13 protein-coding genes are annotated in these 17,970 nt (G+C 59.7%); 7 read left to right on the top strand and 6 right to left on the bottom strand.

Annotation, left to right across the window (positions count from 1 at the left end; all coding sequences use genetic code 11):
• Positions 1 to 152 precede the first annotated feature (152 nt).
• The gene (locus FJ978_RS01385) at positions 153 to 1,946 is read left to right on the top strand and encodes a PAS domain S-box protein (protein WP_140569558.1); all 1,794 of its coding nucleotides are present in this window, start codon (positions 153 to 155) and stop codon (positions 1,944 to 1,946) included.
• Between the two features lie 1,276 nt (positions 1,947 to 3,222).
• Here FJ978_RS01385 and FJ978_RS01370 read toward each other — a convergent pair.
• Positions 3,223 to 5,805 (bottom strand): EAL domain-containing protein, encoded by a 2,583-nt coding sequence (locus FJ978_RS01370; protein WP_140569890.1) that lies wholly within the window; start codon positions 5,803 to 5,805, stop codon positions 3,223 to 3,225.
• A 315-nt stretch (positions 5,806 to 6,120) separates the two neighbouring features.
• Positions 6,121 to 6,990, bottom strand: coding sequence for a class I SAM-dependent methyltransferase (locus FJ978_RS01365; protein WP_013895484.1), 870 nt, complete (start codon positions 6,988 to 6,990; stop codon positions 6,121 to 6,123).
• 864 nt (positions 6,991 to 7,854) lie between these two features.
• Here FJ978_RS01365 and cyoA point away from each other — a divergent pair.
• Genes cyoA through cyoD form a run of 4 tightly spaced genes read left to right on the top strand, consistent with a single transcriptional unit; the run spans position 7,855 to position 11,973 of the window.
• A complete protein-coding gene (gene cyoA / locus FJ978_RS01355; RefSeq protein ID WP_140569555.1) occupies positions 7,855 to 8,877 on the top strand; it encodes a ubiquinol oxidase subunit II in 1,023 nt (340 codons plus the stop codon).
• A 2-nt stretch (positions 8,878 to 8,879) separates the two neighbouring features.
• Positions 8,880 to 10,883: a cytochrome o ubiquinol oxidase subunit I gene (cyoB, locus tag FJ978_RS01350; RefSeq protein WP_181176679.1), complete on the top strand. Its 2,004-nt coding sequence runs from the start codon at positions 8,880 to 8,882 to the stop codon at positions 10,881 to 10,883.
• A complete protein-coding gene (locus FJ978_RS01345; RefSeq protein WP_140569552.1) occupies positions 10,880 to 11,566 on the top strand; it encodes a cytochrome (ubi)quinol oxidase subunit III in 687 nt (228 codons plus the stop codon). The genes cyoB and FJ978_RS01345 overlap by 4 nt, the downstream gene beginning before the upstream one ends.
• Complete coding sequence (gene cyoD, locus FJ978_RS01340; RefSeq protein ID WP_140569551.1) at positions 11,563 to 11,973, top strand: cytochrome o ubiquinol oxidase subunit IV; 411 nt, start codon at positions 11,563 to 11,565, stop codon at positions 11,971 to 11,973. Before FJ978_RS01345 ends, cyoD begins: the two co-directional genes overlap by 4 nt.
• 78 nt (positions 11,974 to 12,051) lie before the next feature.
• Here the strand turns inward: cyoD and FJ978_RS01335 are convergent, their stop codons facing one another.
• Positions 12,052 to 14,043 (bottom strand): AI-2E family transporter, encoded by a 1,992-nt coding sequence (locus FJ978_RS01335; RefSeq protein ID WP_013895479.1) that lies wholly within the window; start codon positions 14,041 to 14,043, stop codon positions 12,052 to 12,054.
• A gap of 903 nt (positions 14,044 to 14,946) precedes the next feature.
• Here FJ978_RS01335 and FJ978_RS32665 point away from each other — a divergent pair.
• The gene (locus FJ978_RS32665) at positions 14,947 to 15,123 is read left to right on the top strand and encodes a hypothetical protein (RefSeq protein ID WP_167313568.1); all 177 of its coding nucleotides are present in this window, start codon (positions 14,947 to 14,949) and stop codon (positions 15,121 to 15,123) included.
• On the opposite strand, the gene FJ978_RS01330 is transcribed toward FJ978_RS32665, so the two are convergent.
• Entirely contained in the window at positions 15,085 to 15,420 is a 336-nt protein-coding gene (locus tag FJ978_RS01330; RefSeq protein ID WP_224729887.1) for a DUF1003 domain-containing protein, read from the bottom strand. The genes FJ978_RS32665 and FJ978_RS01330 overlap by 39 nt on opposite strands.
• Before the next feature lie 158 nt (positions 15,421 to 15,578).
• Positions 15,579 to 16,811 (bottom strand): alpha/beta hydrolase, encoded by a 1,233-nt coding sequence (locus FJ978_RS01325; RefSeq protein WP_246678017.1) that lies wholly within the window; start codon positions 16,809 to 16,811, stop codon positions 15,579 to 15,581.
• Between the two features lie 46 nt (positions 16,812 to 16,857).
• Between FJ978_RS01325 and xth the strand changes: the two genes are divergently transcribed.
• A complete protein-coding gene (gene xth, locus FJ978_RS01320) occupies positions 16,858 to 17,643 on the top strand; it encodes an exodeoxyribonuclease III (protein ID WP_041164910.1) in 786 nt (261 codons plus the stop codon).
• 72 nt (positions 17,644 to 17,715) lie between these two features.
• Here the strand turns inward: xth and FJ978_RS01315 are convergent, their stop codons facing one another.
• Positions 17,716 to 17,964 (bottom strand): hypothetical protein, encoded by a 249-nt coding sequence (locus FJ978_RS01315; protein ID WP_140569549.1) that lies wholly within the window; start codon positions 17,962 to 17,964, stop codon positions 17,716 to 17,718.
• Positions 17,965 to 17,970 lie beyond the last annotated feature (6 nt).

Here is a 17,970-nt window from a genome sequence, read left to right as displayed (position 1 = left end):
TTTGTCCATGTGAGGCACGGTGGTTTCCGTCCGAGCTCAGATTTGCATGCCTCCACAAGCTCAATCAAGAGGAGCGTCCCGCGAGGGACGAGCTACAGGAACAAATTGGCGACACCCGCGTTACAGCCGGTTGAGCAGAAAGGGGTTTTGGGATGAATGAAGTGCCGCAGGCGAATGTTGTCGCGTTCAAGAACCCGGACATGCCTTGTGAGGATAATCGGAACTTCGACTACCAGGATTTCTTCGAAAATGGCGCCGTTGCGCTCCATCTGGTAAGTGCGGATGGTGTCGTTCTTCATGCCAACCAGGCCGAGCTCGACCTTCTCGGGTTTCCGGCGCAGGACTATATCGGTCGCCACGTCGCGGAGTTCTATCCCGACCGGGAAGTGATCGAGGACATTTTGGACCGCCTCTCCCGTGGCGAGAAGATCGCCAGATATCCGGCGCGATTGAGAGCCCACGACGGATCGATCAAGCACGTTGAAATTTCTTCCAGCGGGCATTTCCGCGACGGCAAGCTAATCAACACACGCTGTTTCACTGTCGATGTAACCGACCTGGAACGCACCCGCACGGAGCTCAAGCGGCAGGACAGCACCTATCACCAGGTCCTCGACAGTCTCCCTGTCGCCATCTACACGACTGACCCGGATGGGGTCATCACCTACTACAACCGAGCCGCCGCCGAAATGGCGGGCCGCGAGCCCGAGATCGGCAAGGACAAGTGGTGCGTGACGTTCAAGCTGTTCACACCGGACGGCAAGGACCTTCCTCACGATGAGTGCCCCATGGCGATCGCGCTGAAGGAAAACCGCCCTGTGCGTGGCCAGCAGGCGATAGCGCAGCGCCCTGACGGATCTTTCTTCCCATTTCAGCCATATCCGACGCCACTCCGCGATGAGACGGGCAAGCTGATCGGTGCCGTCAACATGCTGTTTGACCTCACCGACCGCCAGAATGCCGAGGAGGCCAGGCACCATTTGTCGGCGATCGTGGAATCCTCGTTCGATGCCATCGTGAGCAAGGACCTGAACACCATCATCAAGAGCTGGAATCGCGGCGCAGAACGGCTGTTCGGCTACACCGCCGAGGAAGCGATCGGCCGTTCGGTGACGATGCTGATCCCGGATGACCACCAGGACGAGGAACCCCGCATCCTCGAACGCATCCGCCGTGGGGAAGTCGTCGACACATACGAGACGGTCCGTCAGCGCAAGGATGGCAGTCTGGTTCCGGTCTCGCTGACGGTATCGCCCGTGCGCAGCGCAACCGGGCAGATCATCGGCGCATCGAAGATTGCCAGGGACATCACATCGGCAAAAGAGAACGAGCAGCGGATCCGCATGCTGATGCGCGAGGTCAACCACCGGGTCAAAAACCAGTATTCCGTCATCCTTTCGATGATCAGGGAAACCAACAAGCGCGCCGAGAACCCTGCGGTGTTCGAACGGCAGGTTCGCGAGCGGATCATGGCCCTGTCACGCTCGCACGATCTGCTTGTCGCTGGCGATTGGAGAGGCGTGACCCTTTTCGAACTGCTGCTGTCGCAAGCCAAACCGTTCGGGAATGAGGGGCGGATTTCCATGTCGGGACCATCGATCGTGCTGAGCCCCAACGCCGTCCAGTATTTCGGCATTGCCTTTCACGAACTCGCGACCAACTCAGCCAAGTACGGCGTGCTTTCGGGGGACAGGGGCACGATTTCCGTCCAATGGCATACGACCGGTTCGGGAGATTCGAAGCTCTTCAAGCTCGCCTGGGCCGAAACCGATGGGCCGAAGGTCCAGGCCATCGGTCAGGGCGGCTTCGGAACCGTGGTGCTGAAGCGGGTGGCGCCTGAGGCTGTCGGCGGGAAGGCCGATCTTGAGTATGGCTCGCATGGCATTACTTGGACGTTGGAAGCGCCAATGGCTGCCGTGGACGCATCTGTTGTGAGTGAGGCCTAGTGAACTCGGCATTCGGTGGGTAGATAACTACAGGACCGGTGCTGCCGCCTGTAGGTGGGTGGCGCCTCGTAACAACGGGTTTAACGTGGGGATAACCGCCAACTAAGAAAGGGGCGCTTCGTCCCATGTCATCAATTTGATTTGGATCTGCAATCACAAAATATTAGATTGACGCTGCTCAAGTATGGATGTTCTTCTCTGAATAAAAACGCGAAGCATCTCGCGTCGCGCAAACACCGAGAACGGGGATGGTGGCTGGAGAACCAAACGAGGTGTTGGTTAAACACGTCGAGAACCGGTGGATCGTCCGTGTCGTTGAGAGTGGCGAGTCAACGGTCGAAGTGTTCGCGACGCAGGCTCTTGCCGAGGACTACGTACACAATCATCGAAACAGACTTGGGCTTCCTGGGAAGCCGCCTGTAGAACCGATGGGATTTCGAAACACTTAGGGCCAAACAATTGGAAAAGACAGTCGCATCTCCACTCGGAAATGGAGTCAGCGCGAAACCATAGGTCGCATTGCTTGCCGGAGCCGCCGACCATGTGTAGCTCAGTGTCCTGGGCAGGTCGCACACGTAGGCGCCGCGAGGAACGATTAGTCGCTTGTCGTCGGAGCCGACTTTGACCTGGAACTGATCGAGAGCCGGACGTTTGACGGCCTTACCCAAGAGCTCATCTATCGGCCTACGCTGCACGGTTGAGGTCGTTCCGCGCTGTCGGAGATCGAGGCGTGCATTCCGCCGTCCGATCGTTTTGCGTCAGATATGCACGAGTGTAACATTGCAACCCAAGCGAGGACGGTCTCCTTGTGGCTCAAAGCTGCCGTTCAAAGGTAGCACGCGTGGGACATCGTGCTGACACGCAATCTGGCGTATGTGCAAGAAGTCGATGCCTTCAAAGCTATCCTAAAACCGAATCTAGTGTCCTACTTTGTTCAAAAACAACCGCAATTCGGACTGAGGCGCCACCCAGAAATTTCGAAAAACTTCCAAGAACCCCAGTCAATCACGAATTGTAGAACTGTTGAATGACCGCTTGGCCGTGAGCAGACTGGCGGCCTTGGGCGATCTGGACCGGACAGCTGCCGTTCCGCCAAGCAGGTAGCCGGTACGACCGTTTTCGCCCAGAGCCGTCATGTTGTCACGTCCTTGTAGATCCAGATTGCGGGGAGCGAGATATTGCCTTCTGACACGATGTATAGGCGAAGGCGCTAGCGTCAACGTCCGCGGTTCCAGTATATGCGAAGCAGGCAGGCAGCAAACGCAGCAGCTATCACTCAGCTGGCCGCACGCAGACGCCGAGAGCGAACCAAGACCTTCAGGCGGTCGGAATCCAATGCCTGCCCAAAGGCATAACCCTGCAGTATATCGCAGCCCAACCCCTTGAGCACGCGTGCGTGCTCCATCGTCTCGACGCCTTCCGCTATAACCTCGATACCCAAGGACTTGCCAATTTCGATGATCGACGAGACAACCTGCCTTCGTTGCGGCGATTCGACAATTGGGATGACCAGCTGCCGATCTATCTTCAGTCGGCGAGGCTGTAGCTTGAGCAGGCTGACTATGGAGGCATAGCCGGTGCCAAAATCATCTATCTCTATATCAATGCCCAGTTGCTTGATCTGGTCGACATTCCAAGTCACCAAATCGTCGTTTTCATCAAGGAAAATGGATTCAACAAGCTCGAACGAAACTGTTCCCTTCTTGATATTTAGTTCTCTCAAGCTCTTTATGAGTTCTTCGTCCTGAAGCCGCCGTGCCGAAACGTTGACCGATACGCGCGGTATATGAAGACCCGCAGCAGACCAGCCTTGGAAAGCTGAAAGCGCTTGGTTCAGTATGGTTCGATCGATCGTCGACACGACATTTAGTTCTTCTGCAATCTTTAGAAAGACATCCGGCGCTAAAATACCCTCCTTTGGGTGTCTCCATCGCGCAAGGGCCTCGACTCCGACAATTTCGAGCGTTTTTGCGCTAAATTGGGGCTGGTAGAAGGCTATGAACTCGTTACGCTCGAGGCCGCCAAGCAGCTCATCGGCAATCCGCTTTGTGTCGACGATTTCGCTTTGCATCGCCTCAGTGAAGAATTCGTGTCGATTGCGCCCACGACTTTTTGCTCGGTAAAGCGCGATGTCGGCGTTCATCAGCAGGTGCTTGGCTTCGGCGTCTTTTCGGTTGTCGACTGCAATTCCCACGCTGACACCAAAACGGCATCGGTGACCGCGGTAGTAGACGGGTTCGCCCATCTGACTGATGATGCGGTCAGCCAGCAGCGCTAGTTGCTTGATATCGTCATTCACCGTGCACAGGACGACGAATTCGTCTCCTCCGATCCGAGCGACGAATCCCCCATTCTCGACCTTGGATCGGAGGACGGCAGATGCGTGTACCAACATCGCGTCACCCGCGGCATGGCCAAGAGTATCGTTGATGTGCTTGAACCGGTCCAAGTCGATGTGAAGCAGGGCCGCATAGCACCCATCACGCTTTGCATTTGCTGTGTACTCCTCCAACATCTGGTCGAGGTAACGACGGTTGGGCAGACCGGTCAGCGAATCGTGAAGCGCAATATGCTCTATGCGCGCCTTGGCTGCCCCGAGTTCCGCATTTTTCGACTCAGACAGCTGTTTTGCGCGAACCAGATCGGTATTCAGCAAAACGTCGGCTGTTACATCCCATTCCGCACCAATCATTTTGGCCGTCTCGTTTGGAGCCTGGTATATCGTCGCCTTGGCTCGGACATGACGAATCTCGCCGTCCGAACGAATAATCCGGTACTCCGACGAATATGTTCCGCGGCTGGCCACGGCACGGTCGAAATCTGCGTTGGCGCCGGCTAAATCCTGGGGGTGAATTGCCCCCGCCCAATCCGAGTAGCCGCGAGGTCCTCCATCGCTGGGTTTGCCGTATATTTCGTTGACGCGGTCGTCCCAGGACAGATCATTGGTCGCGAGATCGTGTTCCCAAACGCCAATAGCCGACGCCTCCAGAGCGAGTTCGAGGCGTCTCGACAATCGACGCAGTTCCGCATAATTGCGCTGCCTCTCGCCAATCAGACGACTGGTGACCAAGAATGGGATCACAACCAGCGCCCCGGCCGCGGCCATGATCGCGCGCAAGAACCACGCGTTGCTAGGTGTCGAAGGCCAGCCGCTTTTGGGGATGGCCGCTATTTGCCAGGAACCTGAGGGGAGCAGAACTTCGGCCGTCACTGGATTGCTTTTGCGGACGCCGATATCGCCGAAGAATTGATCTCCACGCGGGCCGAGGGCGTCTTTACCGATGAGCGCGACGTCAATCCCGAGATCATCGTCAAACAGGCCGCTCGCCCTGTAAAGGCGCTGCACGTCGACAACGGCGGAAATGATGCCCCAGAATCTTTCAGTATTGCCCGCGCTCGGCACGAAAACCGGAAAACGGCCGATGAAGCCTTGGCCGCCCTGCTTCAGGTCGACCGGACCGGCTAGAATCAACTTGCGCTCGTCTCGTGCCCGCAGCGCGGCGTTGCGCTGCCGATCGTCCATTCGGTAATCGAGGCCCACCGCTTTCTCGTTGCCCTTCAGAGGGTACATTAAGGAAACGACCAGATCGGGCGCGCCAGCAATATTGTTCAATTGCGAGTCGCCGCCAAACAGGTTGCTCGCGAGCGAGGCGAAGCGTTGCTGTCCCATATAGGGTTCAGTCACGACCGTCGCGACCAGTCCATGCACGAGTTGAAGGTTTCCGTTGATGTTCCCTTCTAGCTTGGCGCGGATCAGATTGACCTTGACCAGAACATCCGCACGAGCGGTTTGGTCCGAAACGATTTTGTTCTGGTGGTCCGCATACGCTGCGCTAATCGCAATAACCAAGACCGCCATTGCGGCCGGGATGTTTGCCGAGGAAAAAACAGCATCCTTTATGCCGCCGAACCTAGCGCCGAAAAGAGCCAATAGGGTGAGACTCCCCTGTGTTGTTCAGATTCTCGGATCTATCCGCCGATAGAACATTAGCTTTCATTAATTAATTTTGAACTTCACAGTTCTGAAAACTTTGCACTGTCCGACCGCGGAGGTCGTTCTGGCACGTCGCCGGAGGCGATTGGACCCAGCGGCCACTCAATGAGGCAACGTGTCGGCGGGGATGATCCCCGGGTCCGGGTGATCGTGCCCAGGGGATGACAGTGCAAAACTGGATTAACAGTGGTCCGCAATCGTTTTGGGAGCAACAAGGTATGGTATCTTGCCGACGCTTCGCTTAGTCGCGCCAATGGAGTAGGCCATTGGGATCTTGGGAGAGTTGTTGGGTAAGCCGTACATATCCTTGCCGGCTCTCACCGCGAATGAAAAGTGCTGCCAAGAAACCGTGTCATGCTCATTCAGAAAATCGAGCGTCATCCCAGCTGAAATCAGCGCGTTCACCACGTCGCTGATCGGATGAATCCACTCATAATAGCGAGAATGCTTCAAAATGCGGTCGTCGCCAGTATAGGTCCGTTCCTCGTTCCATGTGAGCGGCAGAGCTGTAGGCGTTCGCCAATCGTGCTTAAACTCCAGCGCCGCGGCCTTGCGATCACATTGAAACATCAACGGATGGCCCTCGGCCATATAGAGCCTGCCGCCGGGTCGCAGGAGATCAGCAACAACCCGCGCCCAGCGGAACACGTCGTCCAGCCAGTTTACCGAGCCCCAGGTAACATAAACGACGTCGAAGGTCCGGCCGAGTGCTTCAACTGCCTCGAACAGTGGCGCCTCGACGAAGCGCACCTCAGTGCCTGCCTTCGCAGCGAAATCCCGCGCAGCGGCGATCGCCGTCGGTGAAAAGTCGAGACCGGTCACGCTGCCCGCGCCGAGATTCTTCAAGCTGATCGTGTCGAGCCCAATATGACATTGCAAATGGACGATGTCTTTGCCGACAATATCACCGACCTCCTCCGTCTCCAGTTCATAAAGATTGGATCCGCCTGCCAGCACATTTTCGATGTGATAGCTGCCTGTTGTGTCGGTCGAATGCAGTTCGGCCCGATCATCCCAATTGAGGCGGTTCGTACCCAGAAACGGTTCCAAATTCCCCCCAAGTTCCCAGCGGTGACTGGCGCCTGGTAAACAAATCGTTAATATATCCTTGCAGCGAAAGGGTCGCGCGTCAATGCGCCGGTTGGTAATGGGTCGGTTTGAAATTCAGCCATTTAATTGAGCCAGGCAGGAAACGGGCGGCGGCTTTACCCGCCAACGGTCAACTCCACCGATATGGCCCGCCGCCCGGGGTCGAGCAGGCCTGTCTCGGAGCACCGGACACTCTGATTGCGGCGTGTTGGGAGGGAAAGCAGGAAGCCGCACACTCGAACCGGCATTCCCTGGTCGATCTTCCAAAAGAAAACCCGTCGACCGAAATCGACGGGCTACCTTCCTCATATCTGCCCCTAGTTCCCAGACGGTCCACCGTGCCCAGGAAACCCCTACGCAAAGATCTTGTAGACTAAAACCAGGTATTGCGCTGTAACCCCGGGGCAACACTGGCCTTAGATGTGTCTCGTTTTGGGACCGAAGGGCCGGCATCCGGCTTGCACGGAAGATGCTGTCGGTATCGAAACCAGGCGATCTCGGCTTGCGGTGCGCAATCCAGAAGGACTGCGCTCGCTCGCGTGCGAGTGCAACAAGGCCGTCAGCCGCCATTTCAATGATGTTTTGGAGGGTGTCTATCCGGCGGGGAAAACGGGTTAGCGGTGCGGCGGGCGTCTCGCCGAGGAAACGACAATAAAGCCCCAGCGGTCTTCGCCACCCGGTCTTGACCTCCACTTTTGCGCCGAAGCCGGGCATGATCACCAATGGCATGGACCGGCGGAACAAACTCGGGAGGCGCCGGTTAGGGCGTCCGGCGGAGGGCGGCACCCGGCCGTGCCTTGAAGTTGCATCACGGGAAGAGGTCAGATGGAAAGCGCGAAGAACGCGCGCCCCAAGGACGCGTCCTCTCCAGGATTGCTGGGCGAGCCAGTGTTGTTGCCATCCAGCCCCAAGCCGGGGCGGCAACTGCTCTGGGTCCCGGCAATCGCATTCTTCCCCGGCTGCGCGGGAGGTGTGCTCGACCCGCAAGGACCCATTGGCTCGGGCAACCGCACGATCCTCTTGAACTCACTGGCGGTGATGCTGGTGATCGTTGTCCCGACGCTTGTTGCGCTCCTGGCCTTCGCATGGAAATTCCGCGCCTCGAACAGCAACGCGCGCTATGACCCGGAGTTCACCTATTCGGGGCGCATCGAGTTGATCGTCTGGTCGATCCCGACGCTCACCATCTTTTTCCTTGGCGGGCTGATCTATTACGGATCGTACCAGCTCGATCCGCGCAAGCCGATCCCTTCCGCGCAGCCGCCGCTTGACATCCAGGTGGTGGCGCTCGACTGGAAATGGCTATTCCTCTATCCCGAGCAGGGCGTGGGCGCGGTCAATCAATTGGTCATCCCCGCCGGCGTTCCAGTGCATTTCAAGCTGACCTCGGCCAGCGTGATGAACACGTTCTTCGTGCCCCAGCTTGGCAGCATGGTTTACGTCATGAACGGCATGCAGACCGAGTTGCATCTGCAGGCCGACCGCGAGGGCAGCTTTTACGGCCAGTCGGCGCACTTCAGCGGCGACGGCTTCTCGGACATGAATTTCAGCGTGAGCGCAGTGTCAGCCGATGCCTTCGCCCGCTGGGCGTCGTCGCTGCGCGGCGGCGGCGGCGTGCTCAACGCCAATGCCTATCGCGAGCTCGCCCGGCAAAGCACCAACGTGGCGCCGTCCACGTTCGGCCATGTTCAGCCCGGGCTGTTCGATGCCGTCGCTCAGCAGACATTGCCCCCGGGTCCGGGGCCCGCTGAAAGTGCAGCCGGCGGCGAGCCACAGGTGAGCCCAAAGGCATTGCCCGCGGCGGCGGCGGCGACCGGGCATCATCCACAGGCAGAAGGGGCGCAATGACGATGCTGGGCAAGCTCGACTGGTTGGCCATTCCCTTCGATCAACCCATCCCGCTCGTCGCGGCTCTCGGCGTCTTTCTGGCAGCGGCCGCCGTGCTTGGCTGGATAACGGTGAAGGGCTACTGGCCCTATCTGTGGAACGAGTGGATAAGCTCGGTCGACCACAAGCGCATCGGCGTGATGTACATTGTGCTGGCGATGCTCATGCTTCTGCGTGGCTTCATCGATGCCATCATGATGCGCACGCAACAGGTGCTGGCGATCCACGGGCCGGGCTACCTGCCGCCGGAGCATTACGACCAGATCTTCTCCGCGCACGGCACGATCATGATCTTCTTCGCGGCGATGCCTTTCATGATCGGCCTGATGAATTTCGCCGTACCGCTGCAGCTTGGCATACGCGATGTAGCCTTTCCGACGCTCAACTCCGTCAGCTTCTGGCTGACGGCTTCCGGAGCCCTGCTGGTCAACATCTCGCTTGTCATCGGTGAGTTCGCGCGCACCGGCTGGCTGCCCTATGCCCCCTTGTCGGAGACAACCTACTCGCCGGGCGTCGGTGTCGATTACTATCTTTGGTCGATCCAGATCTCCGGCGTCGGCACGCTGCTTACCGGCGTCAACCTGGTGACGACCATCCTCAAGATGCGTGCGCCTGGTATGGGCTACCTGCGAATGCCGATGTTCTGCTGGACCTCGCTCGCGTCCAACCTGCTCATCGTCGCCGCCTTCCCGATCCTCACCGCCACGCTGGCGATGCTGACGCTGGACCGCTATCTCGGCTTCCATTTCTTCACCAACGAAGCCGGCGGAAATCAGATGATGTTCGTCAACCTGATCTGGGCCTGGGGCCATCCCGAGGTCTACATTCTGGTGCTTCCCGCCTTCGGCATCTTCTCCGAGGTCTTCTCGACATTCTCGTCAAAGCCGCTGTTCGGATACCGTTCGATGGTCGCGGCCACGATGTTCATCTGCATCGTCTCGTTCATGGTCTGGCTGCATCACTTCTTCACCATGGGCGCCGGAGCAGACGTCAACGCCGCCTTCGGCATTGCCACGTCGGTCATCGCCGTCGGCACCGGGGTGAAGATCTACAACTGGCTCTTCACCATGTATGGCGGGCGTATCCGCTTCGACACGCCGATGCTTTGGGCGCTGGCCTTCGTGACCACCTTCACCGTCGGCGGCATGACTGGCGTTCTGCTTGCCGTCCCACCGGCCGATTTCGTGCTGCACAATTCCCTTTTCCTCGTGGCGCATTTCCACAATGTCATCATTTCGGGCGTGCTGTTCGGCGCGTTCGCCGGCTTCACCTACTGGTTTCCCAAGGCGTTCGGCTTCCGCTTGCACGAAGGCTGGGGCAAGGCCGCATTCTGGGTCACCTTGGCCGGCTACATGCTGGTCTTCGTGCCGCTCTATATCGTCGGTCTGCTCGGCATGACGCGGCGCCTGCAACATATCGATATGGATCTGTGGGCGCCATGGCTGGTGGTGGCCGCGTTCGGCGTGCTGGTGATGATCGCCGGCGCCGCACTGCAGATCATGCAACTGGCCGTTTCGATCCGACATCGCGATAAACTTCGCGACGAGACAGGCGATCCATGGGACGGGCGTTCACTGGAATGGTCGACATCCTCCCCTCCCCCCATCTTCAACTACGCGCGGCTGCCTTACGTCGAGGATGAAGAGCCCTACTGGGGCATCAAGCAACAAGCAAGGGAGGAGAAGAGGCCCGATGCGGAGGAAGCATACGAGCCTATCGAGATGCCGCGCAACAGCCCGACAGGCTTCGTCACCGCCTTCTTCAGCACGCTGATCGGCTTCGCGCTGATCTGGCACATATGGTGGCTGGCAATCGTCGGCTTCATCGGCGCCTACGCAACCTTCGTCGTCTTCGCCTGGCGCGATCATGGGGATTATGAGATTCCCGCCGAAGAGGTCGCGCGCATCGACGAGGGCCGCAAGGCCGCGCAGTTTGCCTGGTTGCGCAGAAGGGAGCGCCCGACATGAGCGATCACGCTTTACCCGGCGACTTCGGCGCGGGCACCCAGACACGAGACCCCTATCGGCTTGGTCACGGCGGCCGGTACGGCGTGCGCTCCGCGACCGGCCACGGAGAAGGCGGCCCGGCGTCGAAATTCGTCACCGTAGCATATGGCTTCTGGATCTTTCTGCTGTCTGACATCATCATATTCTCGGCCTTCTTCGCGGCGTATGCCGTGCTTGCCAAGGCGACCGCCGGCGGACCGACCGGCAAGGAATTGTTCGAGCCCACCCGCGTTGCGGTGCAGACGGGCCTTCTGCTCACGTCGAGCTTCACCGGTGGCCTGGCAACGCTCGCGACCGATCGCAGATCGATGGCTGCCACGCAGGCTTGGCTGCTCGTCACCGGATTGCTCGGGGCAGCCTTCCTGTTTCTAGAGGTGCAGGAATTCGCGGCGATGATCGGCGAGCAGGCGGGGCCTTCGCGCAGCGCATTTCTATCAGCCTTCTTTGCCCTAGTTGGCTGCCACGGCACCCATGTCGGGCTCGGCCTGCTCTGGCTGGGCACGATGATGGCGCAGCTGTGGGTCAAGGGTTTTCGGTCGGATATTTTGCGGCGGCTCCACTGCTTCGGGCTTTTCTGGCACGCACTCGACATCATCTGGGTCGCCATCTTCACCCTGGTCTATCTGTTGGGAGCATCGCCATGACCGACATCGAGAGCGGGCCCGGCGAGATGCAGGATCGCCGCGATTCCGCACCGGGCGAGGAACGCATAACCGAGCACGAAGTGGCTGGAGGGCTGTTGGGCTATCTGATCGGCTACGGCCTGGCCATCCTGCTCACGATCGCGTCATTCCTGGCGGCTCAAACCGACCTGATTTACCAGCCGGCGGTGATCTCGGCCCTGGTGGTGCTCGCGGTCGCTCAAATGGGTGTGCATCTCGTCTTCTTTCTGCACCTGACCACCGGGCCGGACAACACCAACAACATTCTCGCCCTGGCCTTCGGCGTGCTGATCGTTGCGCTGGTGGTCCTGGGATCGGTTTGGATCATGGCCCACCTGAACGAGAACATGGCCGCCATGACGGCCCATCAAGCCGGAACGATGCCTTGAACGACCTGCACCCTCCCAAGGCACGGTCACCGAAGCCCATTTTCCTGAATCCGACAGGCCGGAGCGCCCTCCTCCAGCTCATTTGGCCGGCACTAGGGCGTCTTTCTTGCGTGCCGGCGGCCTGCGACGAGCACGCCGCTTGGCAACGGCCTTCAGCGCCACCGCAGGATCCCTCGATAGCGCTCCGGTCACCGCGGCGACCATGTCGAGCGCGATGAAATCGGCATTGATGTCATTGCCCGTTTTACCGGCTGTCTCGCCGTGATCTTCGCCGTTTCCTCCCCAGAACACCACGCCCACCCGTATCGCTGGATTGATACGTTTTATGCGGCGCACCATAAAACGTGCATGTTTGACGGAGTTGCGGTTCAGGAACCCGATCACGACAGCGTTGAGCCCTCCCAGCTCCAGCCGGCGAATGCCCGCCGGATGCAGATCTACGAAACTGGCCTTCGACGTCGCCGCGCCTTGGATCAGCAGGATCTGCGCCAGCATCGCGGCGGCCGCGTCGTCGAGTTCGCCGCGCCCGCCGGCGCAAAGCACGGTCAGGCCTGTGCCGTCTGGGAGCTCTACGTCCTGTCCGGCTTCCGCGTCGATTGCCTTCTCCTTTTCCGAGCCGGACGCCTCGCCCGGGGCGAGATCGTCCTCCTCCGCTTCCTCGTGAGCGCTGTCGTCAAGATTGGCTACCAAGGTCTGGGCGCTGGCAGCCAGCTGCCGCAGCTGGTGATCATCCATCACGCCCCTGACCCGATCCTGTTCGCCCAGCAGAAGGGCGGGAACCGCGACCTTGCCGTAGAACTCGACCAGATATTGTTCCTCGAGAATTTCCTCGGCGTGGTCCGTGGCTTCTTCTGGATCGCCGGCCAGCAGGCGCTGATACAGCCGGGCATGCGGCTCGAGCACCGGTTCGTTACCGAACAGGACGTCGAGGAACTCGAACTGCGTCACATGCCTGCCCAGCACGACAAGGCAGACCGTGAGCGGAGTAGACAAGACCAGACCGAGAGGTCCCCAGAGCCAGGTCCAGAAAATCGCTGCCACGATGACGGCCAAGGGAGAAAGCCCTGTGCGCGATCCGTAGAGCCAAGGTTCGATGACATTGCCGGTGATGACTTCCATGATCACGAACAGCGCGGCTGTCCACAGTAGGAGCGACCACCCGGGCGCCACGGCCAGGGCAAGGAACAAGGGCAGCAGTGCACCGATGACAGGACCGATATAGGGAACGAATCGCAGCGCCAATGCGAGCAAACCCCATAACAGCGCATTGGGGATCCCAAGGATCCACAGCCCGATCGAGATGGGGACGGCATACAAGATGTTCACGACCAGTTGCATGAGCAGATAGCGGCCGAGCCGTTTGCCGGCGTCCTGAAGCGCTTCGGTGGTTCTGTGAAGATCGCCGTAGCCGACCAACCGTATGAAGCGATCGCGAAGATCCTCGCGCTCAAGCAGCATGAAAATGACGACGACGATGATGAGCCCCGCCGACGCCAGCGGACTGACAAGCGGGGCGATCAAATTTTGCAGGATCTCGAGCGGCCTTTCATGTGACACGATCTCAACGGGAACCGGCTCGCGTTGAGGCTGGCTGGCTGCTGGCTGGGCCGGCTCCTGCTTGTTGATCTCCTGGCCGACGCGCTCGATCACCCCGGTCAATCTGGCGATGATGCCGCCGCCGACGCCGGTTTCCTTGAGCGACCTGACCTTGGCCAGGATATTTGTTTGGTAAAGCGAAACATTCTGCGCCAGTTCCCCGACTTGCGTAACGACAATGAAGGAGAAGAAGGCGAGCGCTGCGAAGGTACCAAGCACGCTGGAGATGACGGCGGCAAGGCGGGGAATGCCAATCCGTTTGAGCGCCGAAACCACCGGCGCAAGCGCGAAAGTCAGCAGCAGCGCGATCGCGATCGGCAGGAATACCTCGCGGCCGAAATACAACGCGGCGACCACTGTCACGACGGTCGCTACGGTGGGCAAAGCGGTGCGCGGGTGAGCCGTGGCCGCGGTGTCGATGTCCCTCAATCTAGGAACAGAGGGCTGCGCGCCGTTTAGCCGACTTATCGCCATCCAATTCTCCTGCCCAACTTCACATGATCAGACATATTCGCGCAGAGCGCAACTTGCGCTGCCCCAAGTGGCTTTCGGCACGTTGGGCGTGGAGCGGGAACATTGGTCCCAGCACCAAGTTTGGTCATAAAAGAGGATTCGCGCCTCGTTTCGTGAAGACATCATGATCGAGGTTGCCGAGATATTTCCGGCAGTCACTCACGAGAGCGGAGCCGACCGCTGAATGCCTGTCGAGGTGCCGAACTTCCCACACGATCTGGAGCCGGTAGTCCGCGCGAATCCGCCATATGCGGTGTGGCCGCAAGGCGCAGTTGACTGCAGCCGGATTCCAAGCATGCCGGAACGGGCGCGGGTTAATGTCGCGCGTGCCCGTGACCATGAGATCGCCGATGCTCACGGGTTCGGGCAAATCACGTCACCCGACTGGGCGGCGCGCACGGCGCCAAGTGCCAGGCGGACTGCATCGGCGTCCGAGGCCTGGACTGATCGCCTGAAAATCAAGCGGCCGTTTCGGTATCCAGGCCCAGCGCCTTCCTGTTGCGCCATAGGGACGCCATCGGCTTCTTACGCAAGGTGATCGCAACGGCTTCGGGGCCCACGTCGACTTTGCCGACGCCCAGTTCCGATGCTGCTATTCGCAACCTGGCTGAGCCTCTCGCTTCAGGTCAAATTGATGAAATAGCTTTTCTGATGCAGCCAAGGTGATCAGCCCACCACCCCCACGGCGCACGGTCTTTGCCACGTGTCCGCACCCGCTGGGCATCCTCGATAGGTCGGCCATCGGGCCGCAGTAAGCCGTGTCGCCTGCAGACTGTTGTTCAACTCGCCTCGGTTCTGCACCCGACCGGGGAACCATCGAAGACCCGCCGAGTTCGAGCCGCGGACAAAGTTCGGGTGCATAACATGGAAGAAATCGGCAAGGCACAACAGAAGGTCATAGCCCGTCTCATTCGTCAGTGGATTTCATCAGATGCCAGTCGTCGCCAGTTGCGCCAATTGCTGGATTTGCCAACTGATGCGGACATGCCCAGCGAGCATCGGTCACTGCTGGACGAACTCGACCGAAAGCTCAGCCAATGAGACCGGGGTCGGGACAATCAGACGCGCCGTCAAGGCGGCCATCATCTCGATCAGTCGAGTGGTTTCATGTTCGTTGAGAAGGCTGATCTGTAGATCCAGCTCCGCTCGGCGCTCACTGTGTTCGGCCATTCTGTTCTGATTGATCAGCACGAAGGTCGACAGGAAGATTGCCTCGACAGAGGCGACCATGGCCAGGATCACAAACGTTGGGTCCCAGGCTGGAAGGGTTGGTATCACGCCAAGGTTCGCAACAACCCAGGCGGCAAGAATTGCGAGATGCAGATAGACGAAAGTCATGCTTCCCGCGAAGCGCGAAATGGCACAATGCGCACCTGTGCTCCTCCTGTTGTCGCCTCTGCTCGACCAGAGCCTGTATGTTCTGGTGCAGTACCGACTGCATGTCGGCTTGATCACTCATGTTGAGAACCCCGTTTGAACGGTTCGTGCAAACGGCATCACTTGTCGCCCGCCTGGAATCTCTGCGAGGCCGGACCTGCCTCGAACTCCTCGGCACACGGCTCGAGCCGCCGCCGACGGGGCCTTTCGGACATGGCGTGCCGTCCTGCAATCGCGTGCAACATGCCGACCACGGCCTGCGGGGCGCTCTGATGAACCATATGGCCAGTGTCCGGAATGACCTCAAGGAGAGAGCCACAGATCTCCGCATGCAGGCGTCGCGCATCCCGTTCCGCGTCGAACAAGCGGTCGCCGGCTCCCGCCAGGATGCCGGTAGGCACGGCAATGTCCCTATAGCTGGCCTTCCTCGACAGAGCCGCGCCCAGCATCGACGCCGACTCGAAACAAACCGCCCGCAGTTGCGATGGCCGGCTGGCGACATCTTTTGCGAGTGCGGCGAAATCGCCCGCTATTGCCGCTGGTTGAAAGATCTTCCCCATTGCCCAAGGCCAGGCATGCCTCACCAGCAGCGGCAGCAAGGCGTGACGAAACACGGTGCCGATCACAGGCAATGCCGGCAGCGCGGCCAGTGCAAGATCCAGCCGCGGTGGCGGATAGTAGTAGCCTGAGACCAGCACGATGCCGGCGACGGATGGCGAATGCCTGCGCGCCAGATCGAGGGCGATCCAAGCTCCCCAGGAATGTCCAAGCACGAGATATTTCTCTATACCGAGCCTGTTGACGGCGGCATGTATGAGGTCGGCTTGGTCGCCAGCGGACCAGCGCCGGCGCGACCGTGAGCTTCTCCCAAAGCCGGGACGGTCGAATGCGAGTACCCGGTAGGTTTTTGCCGCCTCATCGAAGATGCCGCTCCATTTGAAATCCTCCGCCATCGATCCGTTGCCATGCAGCAGAAGCAGCGGCATGCCGGATCCGGCTTCGATAAAATGCAGGCGCAGACCACCGATCTCCATCACGCATCCGTATGCCCGGGCGGCGATCGCCCGTCTGGCGCGGACGGCGTTGTATCCCGCCAGTGCCGCCAATGCCGCGACAAGCAGTCCGGCCGCGAGTTTCGCATCCTCTCTGTCGAACGCCATGCCCGTGCCTGTTGGAACCTGTCTGCGTGCCCCCAACCTTCGGGGCCACAGCTTGTTCCGCCAGACACCGACAACGCTGCACAGCCGGTTCAACAGCTTGGAAATAAGCTCTCCATGAGCATGGGCGCGGCGGATCTGTCTGTGTTCGCATCGAAACCTTCTTGGCGATTGGTGGTTGATGCTGATTGTCAAGATGAACTCACCGAATGGAGAGCACCATGAGTGGATCGCCTCGAAGATGATCAGGGTCGCGACTTTCAATGTGAACGGCGTCAACGGGCGGTTGCCGGTTCTGCTCAAATGGCTGGGCGAGACGCAGTACGACATTGTTTGTCTTCAGGAATTAAAGACATCGGACGAGAAGTTTCCGGCCGAGGCCATCAGGAACGCCGGCTACGGAGCGATATGGCATGGGCAGAAGTCCTATAATGGCGTAGCCATTCTCGCGCGAGGCAAGCAGCCGCAGGAACGTCGCCGCGGTTTGCCGGGTGACGTCGACGATACGCACAGCCGTTACATCGAGGCGGACATCGACGGGCTTGTCGTCGGCTGTCTCTACTTGCCCAACGGCAACCCAGCACCCGGTCCGAAGTTCGATTACAAGCTCCGCTGGTTCGAGCGGCTGATCGACTACGGACGGCTCCTGATCAGGGACTCGCCTGCCAGCGTGCTCTGCGGCGACTATAATGTTGTGCCCGCGCCGATCGACGCCGCGGTGCCGGCTCGATGGCTGAGTGACGCCGTCTACTTTCCGGAGAGCCGGCAAGCTTACGCCGAGATGCTTGCCGAGGGCTGGATCGACGCAGTCAGGCTGATCCAGCCCGAAAGGGGTGTCTATACCTATTGGAACTTCTCCTACCGGGGCGGCTACGACCGCAGCTCCGGCCTTCGCATGGACCATCTTCTCGTGAGCCCCTCGCTCAGGGAGCGGCTGGGTGGCGCGGGCGTGGATGTTGCGGTGCGAGGATGGGAAAAGCCGAGCGATCACGCACCAGCCTGGATCGAGTTGGATTGGCCTCGTTGAGTTGAGACATGCGCCTCAGCTCGGGCGCTGCTGTCGGTGGCGCCATGGATCGGCACGCCTGGCCATCAAACGTCAGGCAGCGCTGCTGTGTTCCATTTTCCAATCGCCTTGCCACCGCGCACGCACGGCAACCATCAGCATGGCCGCTTCCGTCATTCCGGTCTGGAAAAGCCTGACAAGTTCCCTGGCGATGGAATGGGCCGCCGTGCTGTCCGGCAGAACGGCAAATTCCTGGCACATTGCGTCGAAAACCGCGCGAAGAGTGTCCAGGTCATTCGGGTAGAGAGCTTCCGTGTTCGTGCGAGTGGCTCGGTTAAGCATCAGCGT

Origin of the sequence: Mesorhizobium sp. B1-1-7 (assembly GCF_006442705.1) — a bacterium.
In the GTDB taxonomy this organism is placed as follows: Bacteria; Pseudomonadota; Alphaproteobacteria; order Rhizobiales; family Rhizobiaceae; genus Mesorhizobium; species Mesorhizobium opportunistum.
This window is presented reverse-complemented; position numbering and strand designations above follow the sequence as displayed.